The organism is Pedobacter heparinus (genome assembly GCF_032678725.1).
Taxonomy (GTDB): domain Bacteria; phylum Bacteroidota; class Bacteroidia; order Sphingobacteriales; family Sphingobacteriaceae; genus Pedobacter; species Pedobacter heparinus_A.
Genome location: NZ_JAVTSC010000004.1, coordinates 399,553 through 418,105, shown reverse-complemented (window position 1 = coordinate 418,105; position 18,553 = coordinate 399,553). Strand labels below are relative to the sequence as shown.

General features: G+C 39.3%; 17 protein-coding genes. 15 read left to right on the top strand and 2 right to left on the bottom strand.

Features of this window, described 5'->3' with window-relative positions:
• Positions 1-229: 229 nt before the first annotated feature.
• The 6 genes from R2Q85_RS09045 (at position 230) to R2Q85_RS09020 (ending at position 4,307) form a co-directional block, all read left to right on the top strand.
• Complete coding sequence (locus R2Q85_RS09045; RefSeq protein ID WP_316811441.1) at positions 230-871, top strand: DUF6266 family protein; 642 nt, start codon at positions 230-232, stop codon at positions 869-871.
• Positions 868-1,854: a hypothetical protein gene (locus R2Q85_RS09040; protein ID WP_316811440.1), complete on the top strand. Its 987-nt coding sequence runs from the start codon at positions 868-870 to the stop codon at positions 1,852-1,854. Before R2Q85_RS09045 ends, R2Q85_RS09040 begins: the two co-directional genes overlap by 4 nt.
• A gap of 161 nt (positions 1,855-2,015) precedes the next feature.
• Positions 2,016-2,663, top strand: coding sequence for a DUF6266 family protein (locus tag R2Q85_RS09035; RefSeq protein ID WP_316811439.1), 648 nt, complete (start codon positions 2,016-2,018; stop codon positions 2,661-2,663).
• 206 nt (positions 2,664-2,869) lie between these two features.
• Complete coding sequence (locus R2Q85_RS09030) at positions 2,870-3,277, top strand: hypothetical protein (protein WP_316811438.1); 408 nt, start codon at positions 2,870-2,872, stop codon at positions 3,275-3,277.
• Entirely contained in the window at positions 3,196-3,924 is a 729-nt protein-coding gene (locus R2Q85_RS09025; protein WP_316811437.1) for a hypothetical protein, read from the top strand. The genes R2Q85_RS09030 and R2Q85_RS09025 overlap by 82 nt, the downstream gene beginning before the upstream one ends.
• Positions 3,921-4,307, top strand: coding sequence for a hypothetical protein (locus R2Q85_RS09020; protein ID WP_316811436.1), 387 nt, complete (start codon positions 3,921-3,923; stop codon positions 4,305-4,307). Before R2Q85_RS09025 ends, R2Q85_RS09020 begins: the two co-directional genes overlap by 4 nt.
• A 171-nt stretch (positions 4,308-4,478) precedes the next feature.
• On the opposite strand, the gene R2Q85_RS09015 is transcribed toward R2Q85_RS09020, so the two are convergent.
• Together R2Q85_RS09015 and R2Q85_RS09010 are read right to left on the bottom strand one after the other, a co-directional pair.
• Positions 4,479-5,768, bottom strand: a complete 1,290-nt coding sequence (locus R2Q85_RS09015) for a nucleotide sugar dehydrogenase (protein ID WP_316811435.1) — start codon at positions 5,766-5,768, stop codon at positions 4,479-4,481.
• 6 nt (positions 5,769-5,774) lie between these two features.
• Complete coding sequence (locus tag R2Q85_RS09010; protein WP_316811434.1) at positions 5,775-6,140, bottom strand: helix-turn-helix transcriptional regulator; 366 nt, start codon at positions 6,138-6,140, stop codon at positions 5,775-5,777.
• 200 nt (positions 6,141-6,340) lie between these two features.
• On the opposite strand from R2Q85_RS09010, the gene R2Q85_RS09005 reads away from it, so the two are divergent.
• The 9 genes from R2Q85_RS09005 to R2Q85_RS08965 all read left to right on the top strand — a co-directional run bounded on the left by R2Q85_RS09005 (position 6,341) and on the right by R2Q85_RS08965 (position 18,553).
• Complete coding sequence (locus tag R2Q85_RS09005) at positions 6,341-7,039, top strand: hypothetical protein (protein ID WP_316811433.1); 699 nt, start codon at positions 6,341-6,343, stop codon at positions 7,037-7,039.
• A gap of 253 nt (positions 7,040-7,292) precedes the next feature.
• Positions 7,293-9,767: an SLBB domain-containing protein gene (locus tag R2Q85_RS09000; RefSeq protein ID WP_316811432.1), complete on the top strand. Its 2,475-nt coding sequence runs from the start codon at positions 7,293-7,295 to the stop codon at positions 9,765-9,767.
• Positions 9,768-9,821: 54 nt separating this feature from the next.
• Positions 9,822-10,916: a lipopolysaccharide biosynthesis protein gene (locus R2Q85_RS08995; RefSeq protein WP_316811431.1), complete on the top strand. Its 1,095-nt coding sequence runs from the start codon at positions 9,822-9,824 to the stop codon at positions 10,914-10,916.
• Between the two features lie 3 nt (positions 10,917-10,919).
• Positions 10,920-12,092 carry a glycosyltransferase gene (locus tag R2Q85_RS08990; RefSeq protein WP_316811430.1) on the top strand — a complete coding sequence of 391 codons (1,173 nt, stop codon included), beginning with the start codon at positions 10,920-10,922 and terminating at the stop codon, positions 12,090-12,092.
• On the top strand, positions 12,073-13,593 hold the full coding sequence (locus tag R2Q85_RS08985) for a lipopolysaccharide biosynthesis protein (RefSeq protein WP_316811429.1): 1,521 nt from the start codon (positions 12,073-12,075) through the stop codon (positions 13,591-13,593). Before R2Q85_RS08990 ends, R2Q85_RS08985 begins: the two co-directional genes overlap by 20 nt.
• 23 nt (positions 13,594-13,616) lie before the next feature.
• On the top strand, positions 13,617-14,930 hold the full coding sequence (locus R2Q85_RS08980; protein ID WP_316811428.1) for a glycosyltransferase family 2 protein: 1,314 nt from the start codon (positions 13,617-13,619) through the stop codon (positions 14,928-14,930).
• A gap of 83 nt (positions 14,931-15,013) precedes the next feature.
• Complete coding sequence (locus tag R2Q85_RS08975) at positions 15,014-16,417, top strand: hypothetical protein (protein WP_316811427.1); 1,404 nt, start codon at positions 15,014-15,016, stop codon at positions 16,415-16,417.
• Between the two features lie 275 nt (positions 16,418-16,692).
• Positions 16,693-17,706: a nucleoside-diphosphate sugar epimerase/dehydratase gene (locus R2Q85_RS08970; protein WP_316811426.1), complete on the top strand. Its 1,014-nt coding sequence runs from the start codon at positions 16,693-16,695 to the stop codon at positions 17,704-17,706.
• Between the two features lies 1 nt (position 17,707).
• Positions 17,708-18,553 (top strand): SDR family oxidoreductase, encoded by an 846-nt coding sequence (locus R2Q85_RS08965; protein ID WP_316811425.1) that lies wholly within the window; start codon positions 17,708-17,710, stop codon positions 18,551-18,553.

Below are 18,553 nucleotides of genomic sequence, written 5' to 3'. Positions count from 1 at the left end.
TCAGGTTAAACAAGAGTCCTTTGTTTTGGGGGCTGAAGGCCCGGCGTATTGCCGGGCCTTCTTTCTATACGCATCATCGCCATAGCATGGCCTTGTTCAGGCCTGTGGCATGGCCGGTTCCGGTACTACTTGGGTAGCGGATGGCTACTGCTCCGGTAGCGGCCCATGCTTACCAGAGCTGTAGCGAAGATGAACAATTTATTTATTTACTCATCAAATCAGATTTATCATGGCAAGATTGTTAAAAGGAATATTTGGCCCGATTTCAGGGAAATTAGGGCCGGTTATCGGATCATCCTGGAAAGGGATCGCGTATTTGCGCGAAGTACGACCTAAAAAGGAAACAAAAGTTCCCCGTACGGAGGCGCAGATAGCCAACGAACAGAAATTTAAGTTTGTGCAAAACTGGCTGGTGCCTTTTCATCCTTATGTTACCATTGGCTTTTCAAAAAAAGCCATCCGGAAATCAGAGATCAATGTGGCATTTTCGGCCAATTTTCACCTGGCCATTACAGGTGTTTATCCCAACCTGGATGTAGACTACAGTAAGGTGATCATCAGTGCAGGCGAACTGCCCCAGTTGGACCAGCCCGCAATGGAGCTGGTTTTACCGGATACGCTGAAAATTACCTGGCAGCAAAATACAGATCCGGGTGCATCATTTGATGACCAGCTGATGCTGGTTTTGTACTGCCCCGAACTGAAGATGGCCGACGGTTTAACCGGTGGCGTGAAAAGAAAGGCCTTAACCTGCAGCTTCCAGTTTGATCCATTGCTGATCGGCAAGCCTTTGGAAGTTTATATTGCGGTAACCTCATCGGACCGGAAAAAAATAGCAGACAGCAGGTATTTGGGGAGGATGGAACCATGAGAACGCATACAAAAACCACCCTGCAGAAACTGGTATTTGAACTGATGGCGCCCGGGCAGGAACCTTTGGGTGATGAGGAGATTTTGAAATGGGTAAACCAGTTGCCTAAGATCACTAAAGAAGTGATCCAGGTAATGCGGCTGATCCTGTTCGGAACCCTGAGCCGTAAACTGGTATGCCGGCACCTGGGCCAGATCAGGATGGAATGTACCCTGATGCTGGACGCGCTATACCATTACCCGGAATTTCCGAATAGCATGATGGTACTGTACCAAAGCACCTTGAACTGCCTGGAGCGGCTACTGGACTACCAGCAAAGCCATTACCGGAAATACCTGGACCAGCGCGACCGCATGCCGATACTGCTTTACGCTAAAGCGGCAAGACGGGTAGCCGCACAGGTAGATGAAATGCTGCGCAGATTGAATAAAGGTGGGGTGGATAGAACCCTGCAGGCCATTGTAGCGGGTAAGATGACCAGGCTGATTAGCCAGGAAACCGGCAGCTATCAGCAAATCTGTTGCCTGCAGCTAGTCCAGCAATGGGTATTTCAACTTTCAAAAGCTGAGCTTAAAGCGGGCATTAGCTCAAGGCTGATAGCCTTGCTGGTAAAGGCAAAGTTTAATACGGATGGCTTTGCCAGCTATTGCAAAGAACAGCTAAAGGCTAAAACGGCGGATGCGGATCTGTCCGGGCAAGCTTCAGTAGAAAGCTATCGTATAGAAGTGGCATTTTCGGTAGATGCGCTGGCCTATTTTTTTAAGCTGCTGATTGCTGCAGGGGTAGTGATGGCAGATCCCAAATCGCAACTGTTCCAGTTTATAGCCCGAAGCTTTAAAACACCGGGCATTGGGCAAGGTAGTGTATCGGCGCATAGTTTTACCAATAAATACAACCAGGTGGTACAGGCTACAGCCAAAACGGTGAGGGCAATGCTGGTAAGAATGCTGAAGCTTTTGGACAAAGAGTTTGACCTGGCCTGAATATTTTTATCTGAAATTTTATGCCGGTTACAAGGCCTGAATGAAGTTTTTGCAGGTTTTTGAGTGGGGGTGTTGCCACCCCCATACACTACCCGGGGCTTGCCGGATTGCTTTCCTTTGAGCAATTAACAAATTTTATTCACCTTTTAATCCTTAAAATCATGGGTATTATTAGACAGGGGGTCCTCGGCGGATTCCGGAACAAAACAGGTTCGGTTGTGGGAGCTTATTGGCGCAACCTGGATGTGATCAGGGGTTTACCCCGGGTAAGCAACAAGGCAGCTACCCAGGCACAGATCAATCAGCGGTTTAAATTTGGCCTGGTCACGGGCTTTCTGGCCAGGATCGGGAACATTATTGATCTGGGCTTTGGTTCAGGAAATGGTTCAGCCAGTGCAATGAACGACGCCGTGTCTTATCATCTGCGGGAAGCCATTACCGGCATTGCACCAAATTTTACCATCGATTACACCAAGCTGAAAATGAACCGCGGAAAGCTGTTACTGGCCAATGCCATTGAAGTTGATGTTACTGTAGCCGCCCGTATTGATTTCAGCTGGTTAAACACGGTGCCCGACGGGAAGTACAAGGATGCAACAGACAGGGCCAATGTGATGGTTTACAATCCTGTAAAGGACTCCTTTGTTGTTTTGCAGGGAGCAGCTGCCCGTACCGGTTTAGGTTACAACTTGTTGTTGCCTGGCGATTACAGCGGGGATCAGGTGCATTGTTACATCAGCTTTAGCTCTACTATTAAAAAGAAACTGGTATCCGACACGTATTACGTTGGGCCGTTTCTGGTACTGTAAGCTGAATTAACGGAAGGCTGTTTGGGTTGCTGGATTTGACCCGGGCGGACACTATGTGTGACATGTAAAGGCAGACGCAGCCTGAACAGCTTTCTTATTATAATCGTCATCTCGGGTTGCAATCGTCATCTCTGATCGTATTTGTCATCTCGAAGGAAGCGAAGCGATGAGAAATCTCTAAATGTGTAATTTAAAATTGAAAAAATATGAACACTTTAAAAATAGTAAAGGATGGGGTTTCCGAAAGAAACCTCTTCGCAAATAGATTTATTAAAACCGGTGGGCATAGTTATGCTGGGTACCTGTTAGTTGGATTATTCTTGCTGTTATGGCCGATGTTGCAGCGTTGGCTAATTGGGTCGGATCCAACGATTGGATATATTGATCCTAATATCTGGTTACTGATCCTGTTGAGCCTGATCTGCTTTCTGATCGTTACCGGTTTGTGCTGGTGGCTGTTACAGCGGTTTTGGATGAGTTTGGGCTTGCCAGCATTGGGCAATATGGTTGTACAGTTTAAAAAAATGGAATCATGGAAACAGCTAGGATTTTATTGGGCATCGTTTGGCTTGCTGTTGTGGGCAGCGGTTGGGGTGCTGGCAGCGGTGGTTTAACAACTTCGTTATCGGGAACCTCGCACTCCGCTCCGTCATTCCAAACATCACTCCCCGTTCCATCGCGGATATCCATCACCTCCTCGTCATCTCGAACGAATGTGAGAGACCTCTTGTTTAGGCATGGTTCAAGAGGTTTCTCCTCGTTACACTCGTTCGAAATGACGGAGCGGGTGCTTAATATAGCGCGCGCAGAGGTAGGCGTTCGCGAAGCTACTGGGCTTAACGATGGCAAGCGTGTTGAAGAATATCTGGCCCTTGTTGGCTTACCCAAAGGCCATCCTTACTGCGCGGCATTTATTTCCTGGGTTTTCAAAAAAGCCGGATATGATCAGCCCAGAACAGCCTGGTCTCCGGCCTTATTTCCGAAGGAAAGAGTGGTTGGGAATAGTTCAAGAGATCTCTCGTCGCTTCGTTTCCCTCGAGATGAGGGAAAGGGATTAGTGTTTGGCATCTATTTTCCGGGACTTAAAAGAATAGCGCATTGTGGTTTCGTTTCGCAGATAAAAGGTGACTGGATACACACCATTGAAGCCAATACCAGCTTGCCCGGAAGCAGGGAAGGAGATGGGGTTTATGCCAGAACCAGGCATTTTAGAACCATTCGCTGTTATGCGGACTGGATTGGGAAAGGAGGTGTAAAATGAAACCAGTATATATATTATGTGTTTTACAGCTGTTTTACCTTGCCCTGTTCTTTGCAGGCTGCAGCTTATTCAAAAAAACAACCATAACCAGCAATAAGGAAAGCAAATCCTCATCTAAGCAATTAGAGGCCAATATGCTGATCTTGAAGAACGCCAATAAAGAAACTCAGGTATTTACTTATTGGACTGACAGTGGGTTTTACCAGTTCCAGCATATCAAAGAGCAAACTGATCTGGCTAAATCCGGACAGTTAAAAGCGAAGGAAAAAGTTAGTGAGCAAACGAAAATAGTCACTAAGCAAACTCAACCTCTTAAATTTTGGATTTATATTGTATTGGCAGTTATTATGGTTGGATACTATCTGGGCTATAGGAAGTTGTGATTTGATTGAGGCTAAAATACCTGTGGATCAGTTCAATGTTAATATCTGCCTGGTTTTATATAATTTTTGGTATGACGGAGAGAAGGCATTGGCTGGGTTGCGAATGAAATGAGCTCGCAGGCGCGGCCTTCGACCGGCTGCCAAAAATTAACTCAAAAATTTTAATTGAAATTATAACCTTGCATCTGCAAACTTGCGGTCGATGAAAGATTTGGTGTCAAAGATTATCGCACCTGTATCTTTATATTTCTGGTAATCCAGTTCAAGAAATTCATTATGGGCAACAGCGATAATAATTGCTTTATATTCATCGTCAGCGGCTAAATGTGGTATTAACTTGATGTTATATTCCCCTGCTACTTCATCAGCATTTGCCCAGGGATCGTAAACATTTACTTCCATACCAAATTGCTGCAGCTCGGTGTAGATGTCAATAACCCTGGTGTTTCTGATGTCCGGACAGTTTTCTTTAAATGCAAAGCCCAGGATCAGCGCTTTTTCCCCTTTTACAGGAGATCCTTTGGCGATCATCATCTTGACAACCTTGCTGGCTACAAAAATGCCCATGTTTTCGTTCACTCTTCTGCCCGACAGGATCACCTGCGGGGTATAACCTAGAGAATTCGATTTATGGGCCAGGTAGTAAGGATCAACTCCTATACAATGCCCGCCTACCAGGCCTGGTTTATATTTCAGGAAATTCCATTTGGTGCCTGCGGCAGCGATTACATCGGCAGTGTCGATATCCAGCTTGTCAAATATCAGGGCCAGTTCATTGACAAAGGAGATATTTACATCACGCTGGGCATTTTCTATGGCTTTTGAAGCTTCGGCAACTTTTATGCTCGGCGCTTTGTGGGTGCCTGCAGTGATAATGCTGGCGTATAATTTGTCAATCCAATCGGCGACCTCGGGGGTTGAGCCTGAAGTAACTTTGATGATTTTGGTTAGGGTATTTATTTTATCGCCGGGATTGATCCGCTCCGGAGAGTAGCCGCAATAGAATTCGGCATTGTATTTTAAGCCAGAGTGTTTTTCCAGTATCGGTACACAATCTTCTTCGGTGCAACCAGGATAAACGGTAGATTCGTAAATGACCACATCTCCTTTTGATAATTGCTGCGCAAGCATTTTAGACGCGCTTAACAGGGGCTTTAAGTCTGGTGCTTTAAACTGATCGATAGGAGTTGGAACCGTTACGATGTAGACATTGCATGCTGCTAGCAAGGCTTGATCGGAGGACAGCTTGAGGCCTTTTCCCAGTACACTTTGTAAGGCATTTAAATCGGCCTCTTTGGTGCGGTCTTTATTTTCGGTAAGGTCTTTTATTCTTTCTTCGTCAATATCAAAGCCCAATACTTTGTATTGTTTGGCAAATTCAATGGCTAGGGGTAGCCCTACATAGCCTAATCCGATAATTGCAATATGTGGCTTATTTGCTGCTGACATGCAGACAAACATACGTAATTATTTAATGTTGGAATCGGAAGTCGCGTTCGTTTTATTTTTCGCTTCTATTTCTTCGTATAACTCAATTACCTTTTTTTGAAGCTCGATAAGCTCCTCCTCTTTTTTGGCCAGTTTGACGTTCAGCATTTTAACATGTATGGAATGCTTAGATTGTGGGTTTTCTCCATTCTCAGCCATCAGTACCAGGACAGAAACCTCAAATAAGTTGGCAATTTGTTCCAGGCGCTTTACGTTTACATCTGTGATGCCATTTTCAATTTTAGCAAAAGCAGGGATCGAAATATTTAACTGTCTGGCAACCTCCCTCTGGCTCCAGGCTTTCTTTTGGCGTAAATGTTTGATGTTTTTACTTATTGTGTTCATTGCTTTCTTTTAGGGATATTGAGATGTCAATCAAAGAACAACTTTCAGGCCCCGATTTGAAATATTGTAGCCATTTCAAATTATTAGCTAATATTATGGCATAATAAATGATAGGTTATGAAATTCAACTATTAATTGTAATTATCGATTATTATTTTACATTTGATTTGGATAACTAATAATGCCCGGGGGGGAAATAAATGAAGAAAAATCTACTAACTGTCCTATTAATTCTACTATTAGGGGATGCCGCCTTTTCGCAGATGAACGGCGACTATAACTACAGCATTGCGGTGAATGGCTACAGCCTGATGCAAATGCCCAAAATTTTAAACCAGAAAAACTCCGAGAAGTTTTCAGATTTCTCATTTCGGGGTGGGATGATCAAGTTTAATGACAACCAGATTAGCTACAGGTTGGGTGGGAGTTACCTTAAGGAGGATATCAAACTGGTGAACAATTGTGTGGGTTGCCAGGAAGCTAATGGTAAAATGACAGATTACTCCTTTAAGCTTGGTTTTGAAAAAAATATCAACTTCTCGAGGATTCAGCCTTATTTTGGTTTTGATATTGGTTTCAGGTATAATAAGTTTGATGGTACGCTGGTTAATAAAAATGGCGCCTTGGCATCGGGAGACGCGGATTTGGGGCCTAACGGCGTAGAAACCAGTAAAACCGGTTTTACTGCAGCGCCTATCATTGGGATCAAAATTAATCCGGTTGCTATGATTTCTATTTTCGCAGAAAGTAACCTGGAGATGTTTTATTCTTATGAACGACAGGAGATGGTGGCGGCTGATGCGAATAATACGCGGACTTTTAATAAATATAATAAGATGGAATGGCTGTTAAATCCGGTTACGGTAGGCATACAGGTTCATTTGGGGAGCAATAAATAGTTGGAGCACATGCGACAATTTGATCACAATTCAATTAATTTGATATATTTGCAGCCGAATATATCAACTAGCATCTACCCTATGAAAGTTACATATAAAAAGATAGAATTACGTCTCTTAACCATGCATAACATTACTGTACTCAATCTGTTTCATCTGGATAATAATATTTGAAATGAGTGGTCGTTGGTTAATATGCCTGTGGCTTTAAAGAAATAAAATGATAAATAAACCATTACCTCTCTCTAAAAATATGAACTTTAAAAGAACGATAGCTGCAATACTCCTTATATTTTCCGTTCTGGTCTGTCATCAGGCTTTTTCTCAGGCTAATTACGCAAATGTAAAGGTGGATGAATTGTCTGATGCCCAGATATTGCAGATGATCAAAAGAGCGGAATCCATTGGCTATAGCGAAGCTCAACTGGAACAATTGGCAGCTGCGCAAGGGATGAAGCAGGATGAGATTCAAAAACTGAAGTTGAGGGTTGAAAAGGTTAAAAAACAAGGATCTGCTACTGCTGTGCAAGGCGAGAATAAAGCAACCAATACAGGTCGTGAAAATAGTGAGACTACGGATGGTGGGGCTGTAGACAACGAAAAGAAAGTAAAAGATGAAGAAATTGGACCGAAAATATTTGGATCTGAACTGTTCAAAAACGGTAACATCACTTTTGAGCCTAATTTACGGATTGCTACACCTAAGGGTTATGTGATTGGGCCGGATGATAAGTTGTTAATTGACTTAACCGGCGATAACGAAGCTAGCTATAACCTGCAGGTTAGTCCTGAGGGTGTTATTAATTTACAATATGTAGGTAGAATTGCAGTAGGAGGACTTTCAATCGAACAGGCTACATCAAAAATTCGTGCAGCAATGGGCAAAACTTACCCTTCGCTGCGATCAGGACGTACTAATGTATCAATTAACCTTGGAAATATCAGGAGTATAAAGGTAGTGTTAACAGGTCAGGTAACCAAGCCCGGCACTTATACCTTATCATCATTAGCCACGGTTTATAATGCCCTGTATGCTTCTGGTGGTCCATCTGAAAACGGTTCATTTCGTAAAATTCAATTGATCCGTAACAACAAGGTGGTTTCTACAATTGATGTTTATGATTTCTTGTTAAGAGGAATTCAGCAAAATAATTTGCGTTTACAGGATCAGGATGTGATTAATGTGCCTGTTTTCGAAAAACGCGTGGAAATATTGGGCGAGGTAAAAAATGCCGCTTTATTTGAAGTGGTTACAGGGGAGAGTTTGCAAGATTTGATTGGTTTTGCAGGTGGTTTTACACCTCAGGCTTATACTGCTAAGATCAAGTCTTTCCAGAATACGGATAAAGAACGGCGGATAATGGATGTTGCCGCTGCAGATTTTGGAACTTATGCTCCAAAAAACGGAGATAAGTTTGTAGTTGAGGCGATTTTGGATCGTTTCCAAAACAGAGTAGAGATTCTTGGAGCGGTTTTCCGCCCTGGTTTGTATGAGTTGGGGAGCGGACTGACGCTAAAAGGATTGATTACCAAAGCTGATGGTTTAACTGAAGATGCTTTTTTAAATAGAGGTTATATCAATCGCTTAAATGTAGACAATACGCAAAGTCTAATCTCTTTTGATGTAGCTAAAATTATGACTGGCACACAAGAGGATGTTCTATTACAACGAGAAGACAAGGTCACAATTTCGTCTTTATTTGATTTGCGGGATGAATATAAAGTTAGTATTCAAGGAGAGGTACGTGCTCCGGGAACATTCGATTATGCCGATAACATTACCCTTGAGGATGTAATCCAGATGGCGGGCGGCTTTAAAGAGAATGCGACACCTAAGAGGATAGAGATCTCCAGAAGGATTAAAAATAGTGATGCGAAATCTGAATCAGCAAAAACAGCCCAGGTATTCACTGTTGGTGTTGACCAGAACCTAAAAGTGTTAGGTAAAAAATTTGTGTTAAAACCTTTTGATGTAATATCTGTGCGTAGTTCTGAAGGTTACCAGGTCCAGAAACAGGTTAAACTGGAAGGAGAAGTATTATATCCGGGACTCTACACAATTACTCAGAAGAATGAGCGCATTTCAGACCTGATCAAACGAGCTGGTGGATTGACGCCTACCGCTTACACAGACGGCGCTTCATTGAAAAGACCCGGCGCTGAAAAAGTAAATCCTGGTGATAAAAATGCAATTGATAATAGAGACGAGGAAAAGAAAAAGTTAATGAATTTAAGGCGTGCGCAGGAAGCAGGCGTAAAAGACACCGTTAAGGCAGAAGTAGAACAACAGTTAATCCAATCTGACCTGGTAGGTATTGATTTAGAGAAGATTTTGCGAAAACCTTTGTCCAAGTATGATCTGATTGTGGAAGATGGTGACGTGATTCGGGTACCACGACAGTTACAAACAGTTAAAGTGACGGGGGAAGTTTTGAATCCTAACAGCATTGTTTATTTACCTGGAAAAAGCTTTAAGCAATATGTGAATGGTGCAGGTGGTTTTACTTCACGTGCATTAAAAAGAGGCGCTTACATCAAATATGCTAATGGATCGGTAGAAGCTGGGAGTAAATTTCTTTTCTTCAGTAACTATCCGAAAGTAAAACCGGGAGCGGAAATATTAGTGCCGAAAAAGGCTGAGGGAGAAAAATTAAGTGCTCAAAGCTGGATCGGAATAGGAACAGGATTAGCGTCATTAGCGGCTATTATAGTTAGTTTGTTAAGGTAATATTATATGATCTCCAGATGTTTGAACGTGAAAAATTTTGAATAAGCTTTAAGAATGATTGACGAGAGTAATACAATAGAAACTAAACAAGAAGAAATTTCATTGGAAGAGTTCCTAATTAGAATACGTAAATGGTATAGTTTTCTTCTTAGTAAATGGGCAGTAATAATATCATTTATCCTTATGGGCAGCCTAATTGGTTTAGCATTGAGTTATCTGATAAAACCTATTTATACCGCTACGACAACATTTGTTTTAGAGAACGGTGAAGGTGGAGCCGGCTTGGGACAATATGCTGGTCTTGCGTCAATGGCTGGAATTGATCTTGGATCTGCCGGTAGTGGCGGTAATATGTTTCAGGGAGATAACATTTTGGAGCTGTACAAATCCAGAAATATGATTCAAAAAACTTTATTAAGTAATGTTGTTTATCCAAATGGCGAGAATAGACCTTTAATCGATAGATTTATTGAATTTAACAAATGGCGAAAAAAATGGAAAGGCAATACGAAACAACCTGGATTAGAAACTATAAGTTTTACATCTTCAAAGGATAGTCTTTCTCGCATGCAAGATAGCGTACTAAGAGAAGCTGTAAAGGAAATTAACAAAGAATATCTTAGTGTTACAAAAATAGATAAAAAACTTAGTATAATTAAAGTAGAGGTAAAAGCGAAGGACGAGTTTTTTGCTGATGTTTTCAATAATGAGATTGTAAGAAATGTAAATGAATTTTATATTCAAACTAAAACAAAAAAATCATTAGCAAATATTGCTATTTTACAACGAAAAACAGACTCGGTAAGAACAGTAATGACTGGTGCAATTTATCAAACTGCTTCAATATCAGATGCAACGCCTAACTTAAACCCAACAAAACAGGTGCAGCGCGCGGCACCAATCCAACGTTCGCAATTTTTGGCTGAAACTAATAAGACTATCCTTGGAGAGTTGGTGAAAAATTTAGAACTTGCGAAAATGTCTTTATTGAGAGAAACGCCTCTTGTTCAGGTGATTGACAAGCCAATTTTACCTTTGCCGGAAGAACATTTTGGTAAAATATTAGGAATGCTGTTGGGAGGTTTTATAGCAGGCTTGTTTATTGTTGCTTTTTTAGTGTCTAAACGATTATTAAGTTTTATATCCTAGGGTATGGCAAATAATAGTGGTGGAGCTCACATTGCCAATAATAAGCGTGTCGTGTTTTGGTCGTCTGTTGAAGCCTCGGTGTTTATGGCTGCTATTGTCAGTTCAATACAGGCACATGGATTCAATGTTGAGCATCGCTTTGCCATCTCAGACGTTTATTATAGAAAGGCGTCTGGTAAATGGAGCCGTTTTTTATTAAGATTTCGGATGTATATCGAATACCCAATAAAATTGGCTTGGCAGGCAATGACTAGTAGTGTACCAACAATTAATATTGTTACCACGAATACTTTTTATGCGCCGCTGATATCACTGATGTTTAAACGTTCTAATCAGGAAGTTGTTCACTTAGTGTGGGATCTTTTTCCAGATGTGCTTACTCAAGAAGATAATCGGTCACAGTATGGCTGGACCTATGGTATCGTAAACCGTATCGTACAATATATAATGCGTAAAGTGCGAGCAAATGTTTTTTTAGGTCAAAGGTTATTAATGTACGCGAACTCTCGCTTCGATAACATTGCGCAAACCTTTGTCATTCCTGTTGGAGCTAATGCTGAAGCTTTTAAAAATGCCAGTCCGAATTTAATAGAGGATAATCTGCCTGTTAACATCATTTACTGTGGAAATTTAGGTACCATGCATGATACTAGTACATTAATTGAAGTGCTAAAAATGGAAAATACCAATCTCCTTGATGGCTTATTTTTTTCTTTTTATGCTTCTGGCCCAATGTATAGTCAGTTTAAGAAAAATATTCTGAGCGTAGGCAGTAATTTATCGTCCCAGATTAAGCTAGGCCCTTCATTAAATAATCAAGACTGGATTTTTTTAATGAGAGAAAGTCATGTTGCTTTGGTTACCATGAAACCTGGCTCTGAAAAGCTTGTAATGCCAAGTAAGACATACAGTGCAATCGCAGCGGGCCAAGCTATTTTGGCAATATGTCCGCATAATTCAGACCTAGCTGCTTTAGTTATAGAAGAAGATTGTGGGTGGGTAGTTGAACCTGGTGACAGCAAAGCACTTTTCGATGCTCTACAACTTATATCTACAGATCGGTCTGCTTTGAATAGGAAGCGTAAAAATGCTTATGAGGCTGGACAAAATAAGTACTCAAATCAAACTATTGCATTAGCTTGGGTAAAATTATTGCATGATATATCAAAGGATTAAAAAAACTATTAGTGCCGTGCAGAGCCTAACTAATCATCGATCTATAAGAAATGTCTTCTGGAACTTAATAGGTGGATTGTTTACTGGTGGATTAGTTGTGATAGTGACGCCTTGGTATGTGCACCATCTAGGTATGGAGGGATATGGAATATTAAGTCTATGGTTAATGATGCAAATAATTTTGGGACTTTTAGACTTTGGAATTGGAGGAACGATTATCAAGGAGTTTGCATCTTCAAATCATTCGAATATCGATATCGAGTTTCAACGTGATTTATTGAGAACTGTTGAGACTATTTATTGGAGCATAGCAGTAGCTTTAGTAGTTTTGCTTTATTTCGCAGCAGGTGCTTTTGGTATTTATTGGTTAAAGGTCACTAAGCTAACGACCAACGAACTAGTTCAAATCTTAAGTTTGATGGCAATTACGCTTGGTTTGCAATTCCCAAATTCCATATATTCAAATGCTCTAATCGGTTTACAGGAACATCGAAAGATGAATATAATTCAAATTGGAGGGAATATTCTTAGACACGGAGGCGGAGTGTTAATTTTACTTTGGCGTAATGATTTATTCTGGTTTTTTTGCTACCAATTAATGGTAGCCATTTTACAGACCTTTTTGAGTAGAGTTATAGTCTGGACTATGTTATCAGGCAGCGATTTACGAAAGCCGATATTTAAGTTTTTTATTCTTAAGGACTTATGGAAATTCTCTGCAGGTATGGCCATAACTTCTTTTGTTGCCATCATGCTGTCCAATGCAGACAGGATAATTTTAAGCAAGATTGTTCCAACATCGGAATTGGGGAAGTATGCTATCGCTTTTACTGCGACAGGTTTATTGCAGTTTGGAATCCAACCGTTTTATAGAGCATTTTTCCCAAGATATGCTGAATTAATCTCTTTAGGGGATTATGAAAGTCTTAAAAAAGAATATTTTAAAAGTTGCCAGATTATGGCAATTGTAATTATTCCTTTAGGAATTATAGGATGGGGGTTCGCTCCGCAGCTGTTTCAATTTTGGATAGGATATAATGATCCAACAATAGTTCGTGTGTTTAGACTTCTTATTATAGGTATCACCTGTTCTGGCTTAATGTGGTTACCTGCTGCATATCAGCAAGCGCATGGTTGGACAAGCCTACATATTTATATGATGGGGGGGGCCTTAATTCTAGGGATTCCTGTTGCTGTTTGGTCAGTTTCCAAATATGGGACAGCAGGTGCAACTGTGATTTGGTTATTACACGGCATTTCTGACATTACAATTGGGCTGTGGTTGATGCATAAAAGGCTGTTAGTAGGGCAGTTTTTGGAATGGTATCTTCATGTACTAGCATTGCCACTTATTATAAGCATTGCAATAATTACAATCTCAAATTTTCTTATGCCCGCTCATCAAAATAACTGGCTTAACATCAGTTGGATTGCTGTAACTGGTATAATTACAATTGGGGTTACTCTATATTTTGATTCCAGACGTTTAAAAAAAAAATAATTAATTACCTATAGCTTAAAATCATGTCAACAAGTCCTAGTAAACCTCTATTCACGGTAATTATACCGACTAAAGATCGCTCAGACTATATGTATCATACACTTAGGACATGTTCTCTTCAAGATTATGAAAATCTTGAAATTATAGTTTCTGACGACGGTAGTACTGACAACTTGAAAGAGATTGTTGAGGAAGCTGCTCGCAAAGATCCCAGGATACGTTACGTAAGTCCTGGTAACGGAGAAAGTGTGGGTATGAGAGATAACTTCGAATTTGCCTTAGATCAAGTTAAACCTGGTTATGTTCTTGCTCTTGGAGGTGATGACGCATTATTACCTTATGGAATTAGCAGAATGTGGGAAATCTTAGAAGCTACTGGTCAGGAGATTTTAACATGGCCTGCCCCAGCATATTTTTATCCAAAAACAAAAATGGAGACGGGCCAATTGATTGTACACGCTAAATATGGTAGAATCAAGAAAGGCACAAGGATTATTAAATCTAAACAGTTTTTAGAAAGGCAGGCAAAAAATTTAAGCTATGTTTCAGATATAGAGTCACCGATGTTTTATGTGAAGAGTGTCGTTTCTACACGATTAGTAGATAAGGTTAGAAGCAGGTCTTCTGATGGAAGATTTTATGCATGTTCTACCCCCGATGGTTATTCTGGAATAGTTTTGGCTGGGGAAGTTGAGACCTATGCATTCACTGAAAACCCATTTTCAATGCATGGTGTTTCACCTACATCCCAAGGTGTAGGATACCTTTCTGATACAAAGGAAGCCAATTCACGATCAGAAGATTTTTTTAAAAAGGCGAAAAATATTCCAATGCATAGGGAATTGGCAACGCAAGAATATTCTCCACTTATTACAGTTATGACTGCCGATTATCTTTTGACGGCAAGAGATCTTCCCGGGTGGCCTGGAATTTTTCCCCCGATAGATTTTAAACAACTATTAACCCAAAGTATCTCTGAACTATCAGACAATTTGTTTGCTTATGATAAAGTTTCGAGAGAGTTAGGAATCCTTCATAGAATTGCGAAATATCATGGCCTAGAAGATTTTTTTAAATCCAAGGTGAGATCTGCGCATAGAAACAAGCGAAATACTTTAGAAGGAAATGCTATTAGTGCAGGAAGAATATATCTTGACGCAAACCAGTTTAATATTCATAATGTATATGATGCCGTATACGTGGCAAATTATATTCATCAAATTATTCCTAAATTAACCTTTTCTACTTTACTCGGTTTTATAAAAAATTCAATTAAATATGGCCTATCTGGTAAAAGTAAGGGAGCAGCGTTACCAAACGAAGAAGCTTGGTTGTAGGATTGTTTCACATTATCGACTTTTAATTTGTATTGGTTTAGGCTGTCAAGCTTATAAATCATTTTAAAGCTATTCATTTGAAAATGTTTAAGAAAGCAGAAGTTATTATCTATTCAGCATGCATACTCTTAATATGGGGAATTGCAAGTTTGTTAATTAGACAATTCTTTGAGCAATATCTACAATACTATTTACAACCGACAATAGCGATGTTATCATTGTTTGGCATTTTTACTATTTTTTTAAAGTGGAAGGTAGGAGATAATTTGTTTGGCGAAATTGGATTCCTTTATTTAGGACTTCTATTAGTTTATACACTTTTTCCAGCTTTTGCTTTTATCGCAGCCCAAGATTCAAGCGATCCACTTTCCCGTTTACTCCCTTCTCCGCCAGATTTAAGCATTCATTTATGGCGGCATGTTTTATTTTTCACTGCCATTGGTTTAGGCTATATATTGTGGAGGGGAACAAGTAGGATAAGTAGTGATATTATAAAGAAAAATAATAGTAGAAATGATTTGGTCATTTTTTTTCTATTTATCCTAATAGGTGTTTGTTTATTGTCGACATTATTGTTATCCGCTCCTGTGGCATCATATTATGATCACTATACAAGATATGATCATTTACCATGGATAGTAAGGAAATTTGTTTCTTTATGTGTACGTTTTAATCAGGGGTTTTACTCATTATTGCTCTTGTTTCTTTTTCTGGATTATAAAAAGTATAAGTTTTTTATACCTATTGTTGTTGTTGTTATTTGTACATACGAAATTGTATATTCCTTTGGTTCGCGTATTCAAGCATTAATTATACTATTAGAATCGTTTTGCTTGTATAATTTTTTAATAAAAAAGGTTACATTGAGAAAGGGTCTGATAGTGGGAATTTCCTTGGCAGCTTTATTTTCTGTTGTTGAATTTGTTCGGCAGCTAGGATCTGTAAGTGATTTGAAAGATTCTGTATCTAGCGATGGGATTAAGTCTGCATCAGAATTCGGTGCGGTATATTATCCAGGGTTTCATCTTTACGCGGAAAGAAATGCAAATTCTCTGCCCTCTGTAGAATGGGAAATGTTCTTTAATGACTTTATTTCTATAGTGACATTTGGTGATTTTGAGCGGTGGAACCCCATGGCTTGGTATGCAAAAAATTATTTTCCTGAATCCACCATAGCTCCGTTTACATTAGGTCCAATCGCTGATAGTGCAATATGGGGAGGTGAAATAGATTTGTTTTTTAGAGGATTAATTAATGGAATGTTTTTTGCTTTCATCATGAAGTGGTTTATTAAGCGGAGTTCAAAATGGTGGTCAGTAATCATTTACGTGTACTGTTATGCTACATGTATTTTGACATTAAAATATACTATATTTTATCACCTTACCCCATTGGTGAAGACCATATTGCCAGTTATTTTAATTGTTTTACTTATAAGAAGGTCTATAGAAAAGAAAAAAAATAATACATATTACAGGACAACTTGATGTTAATTTTATCTATTGGAAAATAAACAGTTAAGTTGACTTCCATGAAAAAATTATAAATGGAGAATTTAATAATAGCAAGCTATGGATCTAATTATACATCAAAAGAGAACCATTCAATCACAATAGATTAAATATGGCTGGAAATCGTTAAAAATAGGATCTTGAATTCATTTCATCACATTATTTTTAAACAGCCATATTAATTTATACATTCGCAAATAATATAATTTATCCTTTGTACAGAAGGACAAAAAAGGTATTGTAAATAATATATGCTCAAAAATAAAATACTACTTGTAACCGGAGGAACTGGATCCTTTGGTAATGCTGTTCTTAAAAGATATCTGCAAACAGATATTAAGGAAATAAGAATCTTAAGTCGAGACGAAAAGAAGCAAGAGGACATGCGAATAGAACTAAATAGCGAAAAAGTTAAGTTCTATATTGGAGATGTGCGTAATTATGATAGTGTCTATGCTGCGTCAACCGGTGTAGATTACGTATTTCATGCTGCAGCTCTTAAACAGGTTCCTTCATGTGAATTCTATCCAGTTGAGGCGGTGAGGACCAACGTCTTGGGAACAGAAAACGTCTTAAATGCCTCACTTGCAAATAACGTTAAGAAAGTCATCTGCTTAAGTACTGATAAAGCTGTATATCCAATTAATGCTATGGGGATTTCTAAAGCTATGATGGAAAAATTAATGTCTGCAAAAGCAAGAATGACACCTGAAGACAAAACTACATTTACCAGTACTAGATATGGTAATGTGATGGCTTCTAGGGGATCAGTAATCCCACTTTTCATTAAACAAATTAAGGAAGACAAGCCTATAACTATTACAGATCCAAAGATGACGCGTTTCCTGATGTCGTTATCAGATGCTGTAGATTTGGTCATGTATGCATTTAATAATGCTAGTCAGGGTGATATATTTGTACAGAAAGCTCCTGCATCAACCATTTTGGATTTAGCGGTGGCACTCAAAGAATTGTTTGATTCTAATACTGAAATTAAAATTATAGGAACAAGACATGGGGAGAAGTTATATGAAACGCTGTTAACGCGCGAAGAAATGTCGAAGGCAGAAGATATGGGGGATTATTACCGCATTGTACCAGATGGCCGTGATCTCAATTATGGAAGATACTTTACTGAAGGTGAAGAAGAAATTTCGAGATTAGATGATTACAACTCGCATAATACTAAGAGATTGACAATTCCGGAAATTAAGGAAAAACTCTTGGGACTTAGTTATATACAAGAGGAACTTAAAAATATTTAATATGCGAATATTGATTCTAGGCGGAGATGGGATGCTCGGACACCAGCTTTATAAATCTCTGAAAATACAACATGAAGTAAAGGTAACTTTAAGGCAAGGACTAAATGCCTACCTTCATTTGGACACATTTGATAATACTAATTCTTTTTTTGAAATAGATGCCAGAGATTCTCAAAGATTATTCGAAATTATATTGCATTTCCAACCAGAGGCAGTAATAAATGGAGTTGGAATTGTTAAGCAAAGGTCAGATTCAAAAGAAATAATTCCGAGCCTTGAAATTAACTCGCTATTGCCACATAAACTAGCGGAATTTTGTGCCAGCATTGGAGCTCGTTTTATCCATTTGAGTACCGATTGTGTATTTTCTGGCCGAAGGGGAAATTATCAGGAAAATGACTTTTCAGATGCTCAGGATATTTACGGTAGGACTAAGTTTCTTGGCGAAGTTCATGGAAACAATTGTTTAACTTTAAGAACCTCTATTATAGGACGGGAACTGTCAAGACATTCCAGTTTGTTAGATTGGTTTCTTTCCCAAAAAGGACCGATTGAAGGGTTTAAGAACGCAATATTTACTGGATTTACAACTATTGAAATGGCAAGAATTATTAATTCGATTCTTTGCGATTTCCCTATGGCATATGGTGTTTATCAGGTTTCAAGTGATCCTATAAGTAAATATGATTTACTTCAATTAATTGCCGAAAAATTAGGACATGATATTGAGATAATTCCAAATGAGAACTTCTTTTGTGATAGGAGCCTTGATTCATCGCGTTTTCGTTCTGAATTTAATTATACACCACCGTCTTGGTCGGATATGATTGACGAACTAAAGTTATAA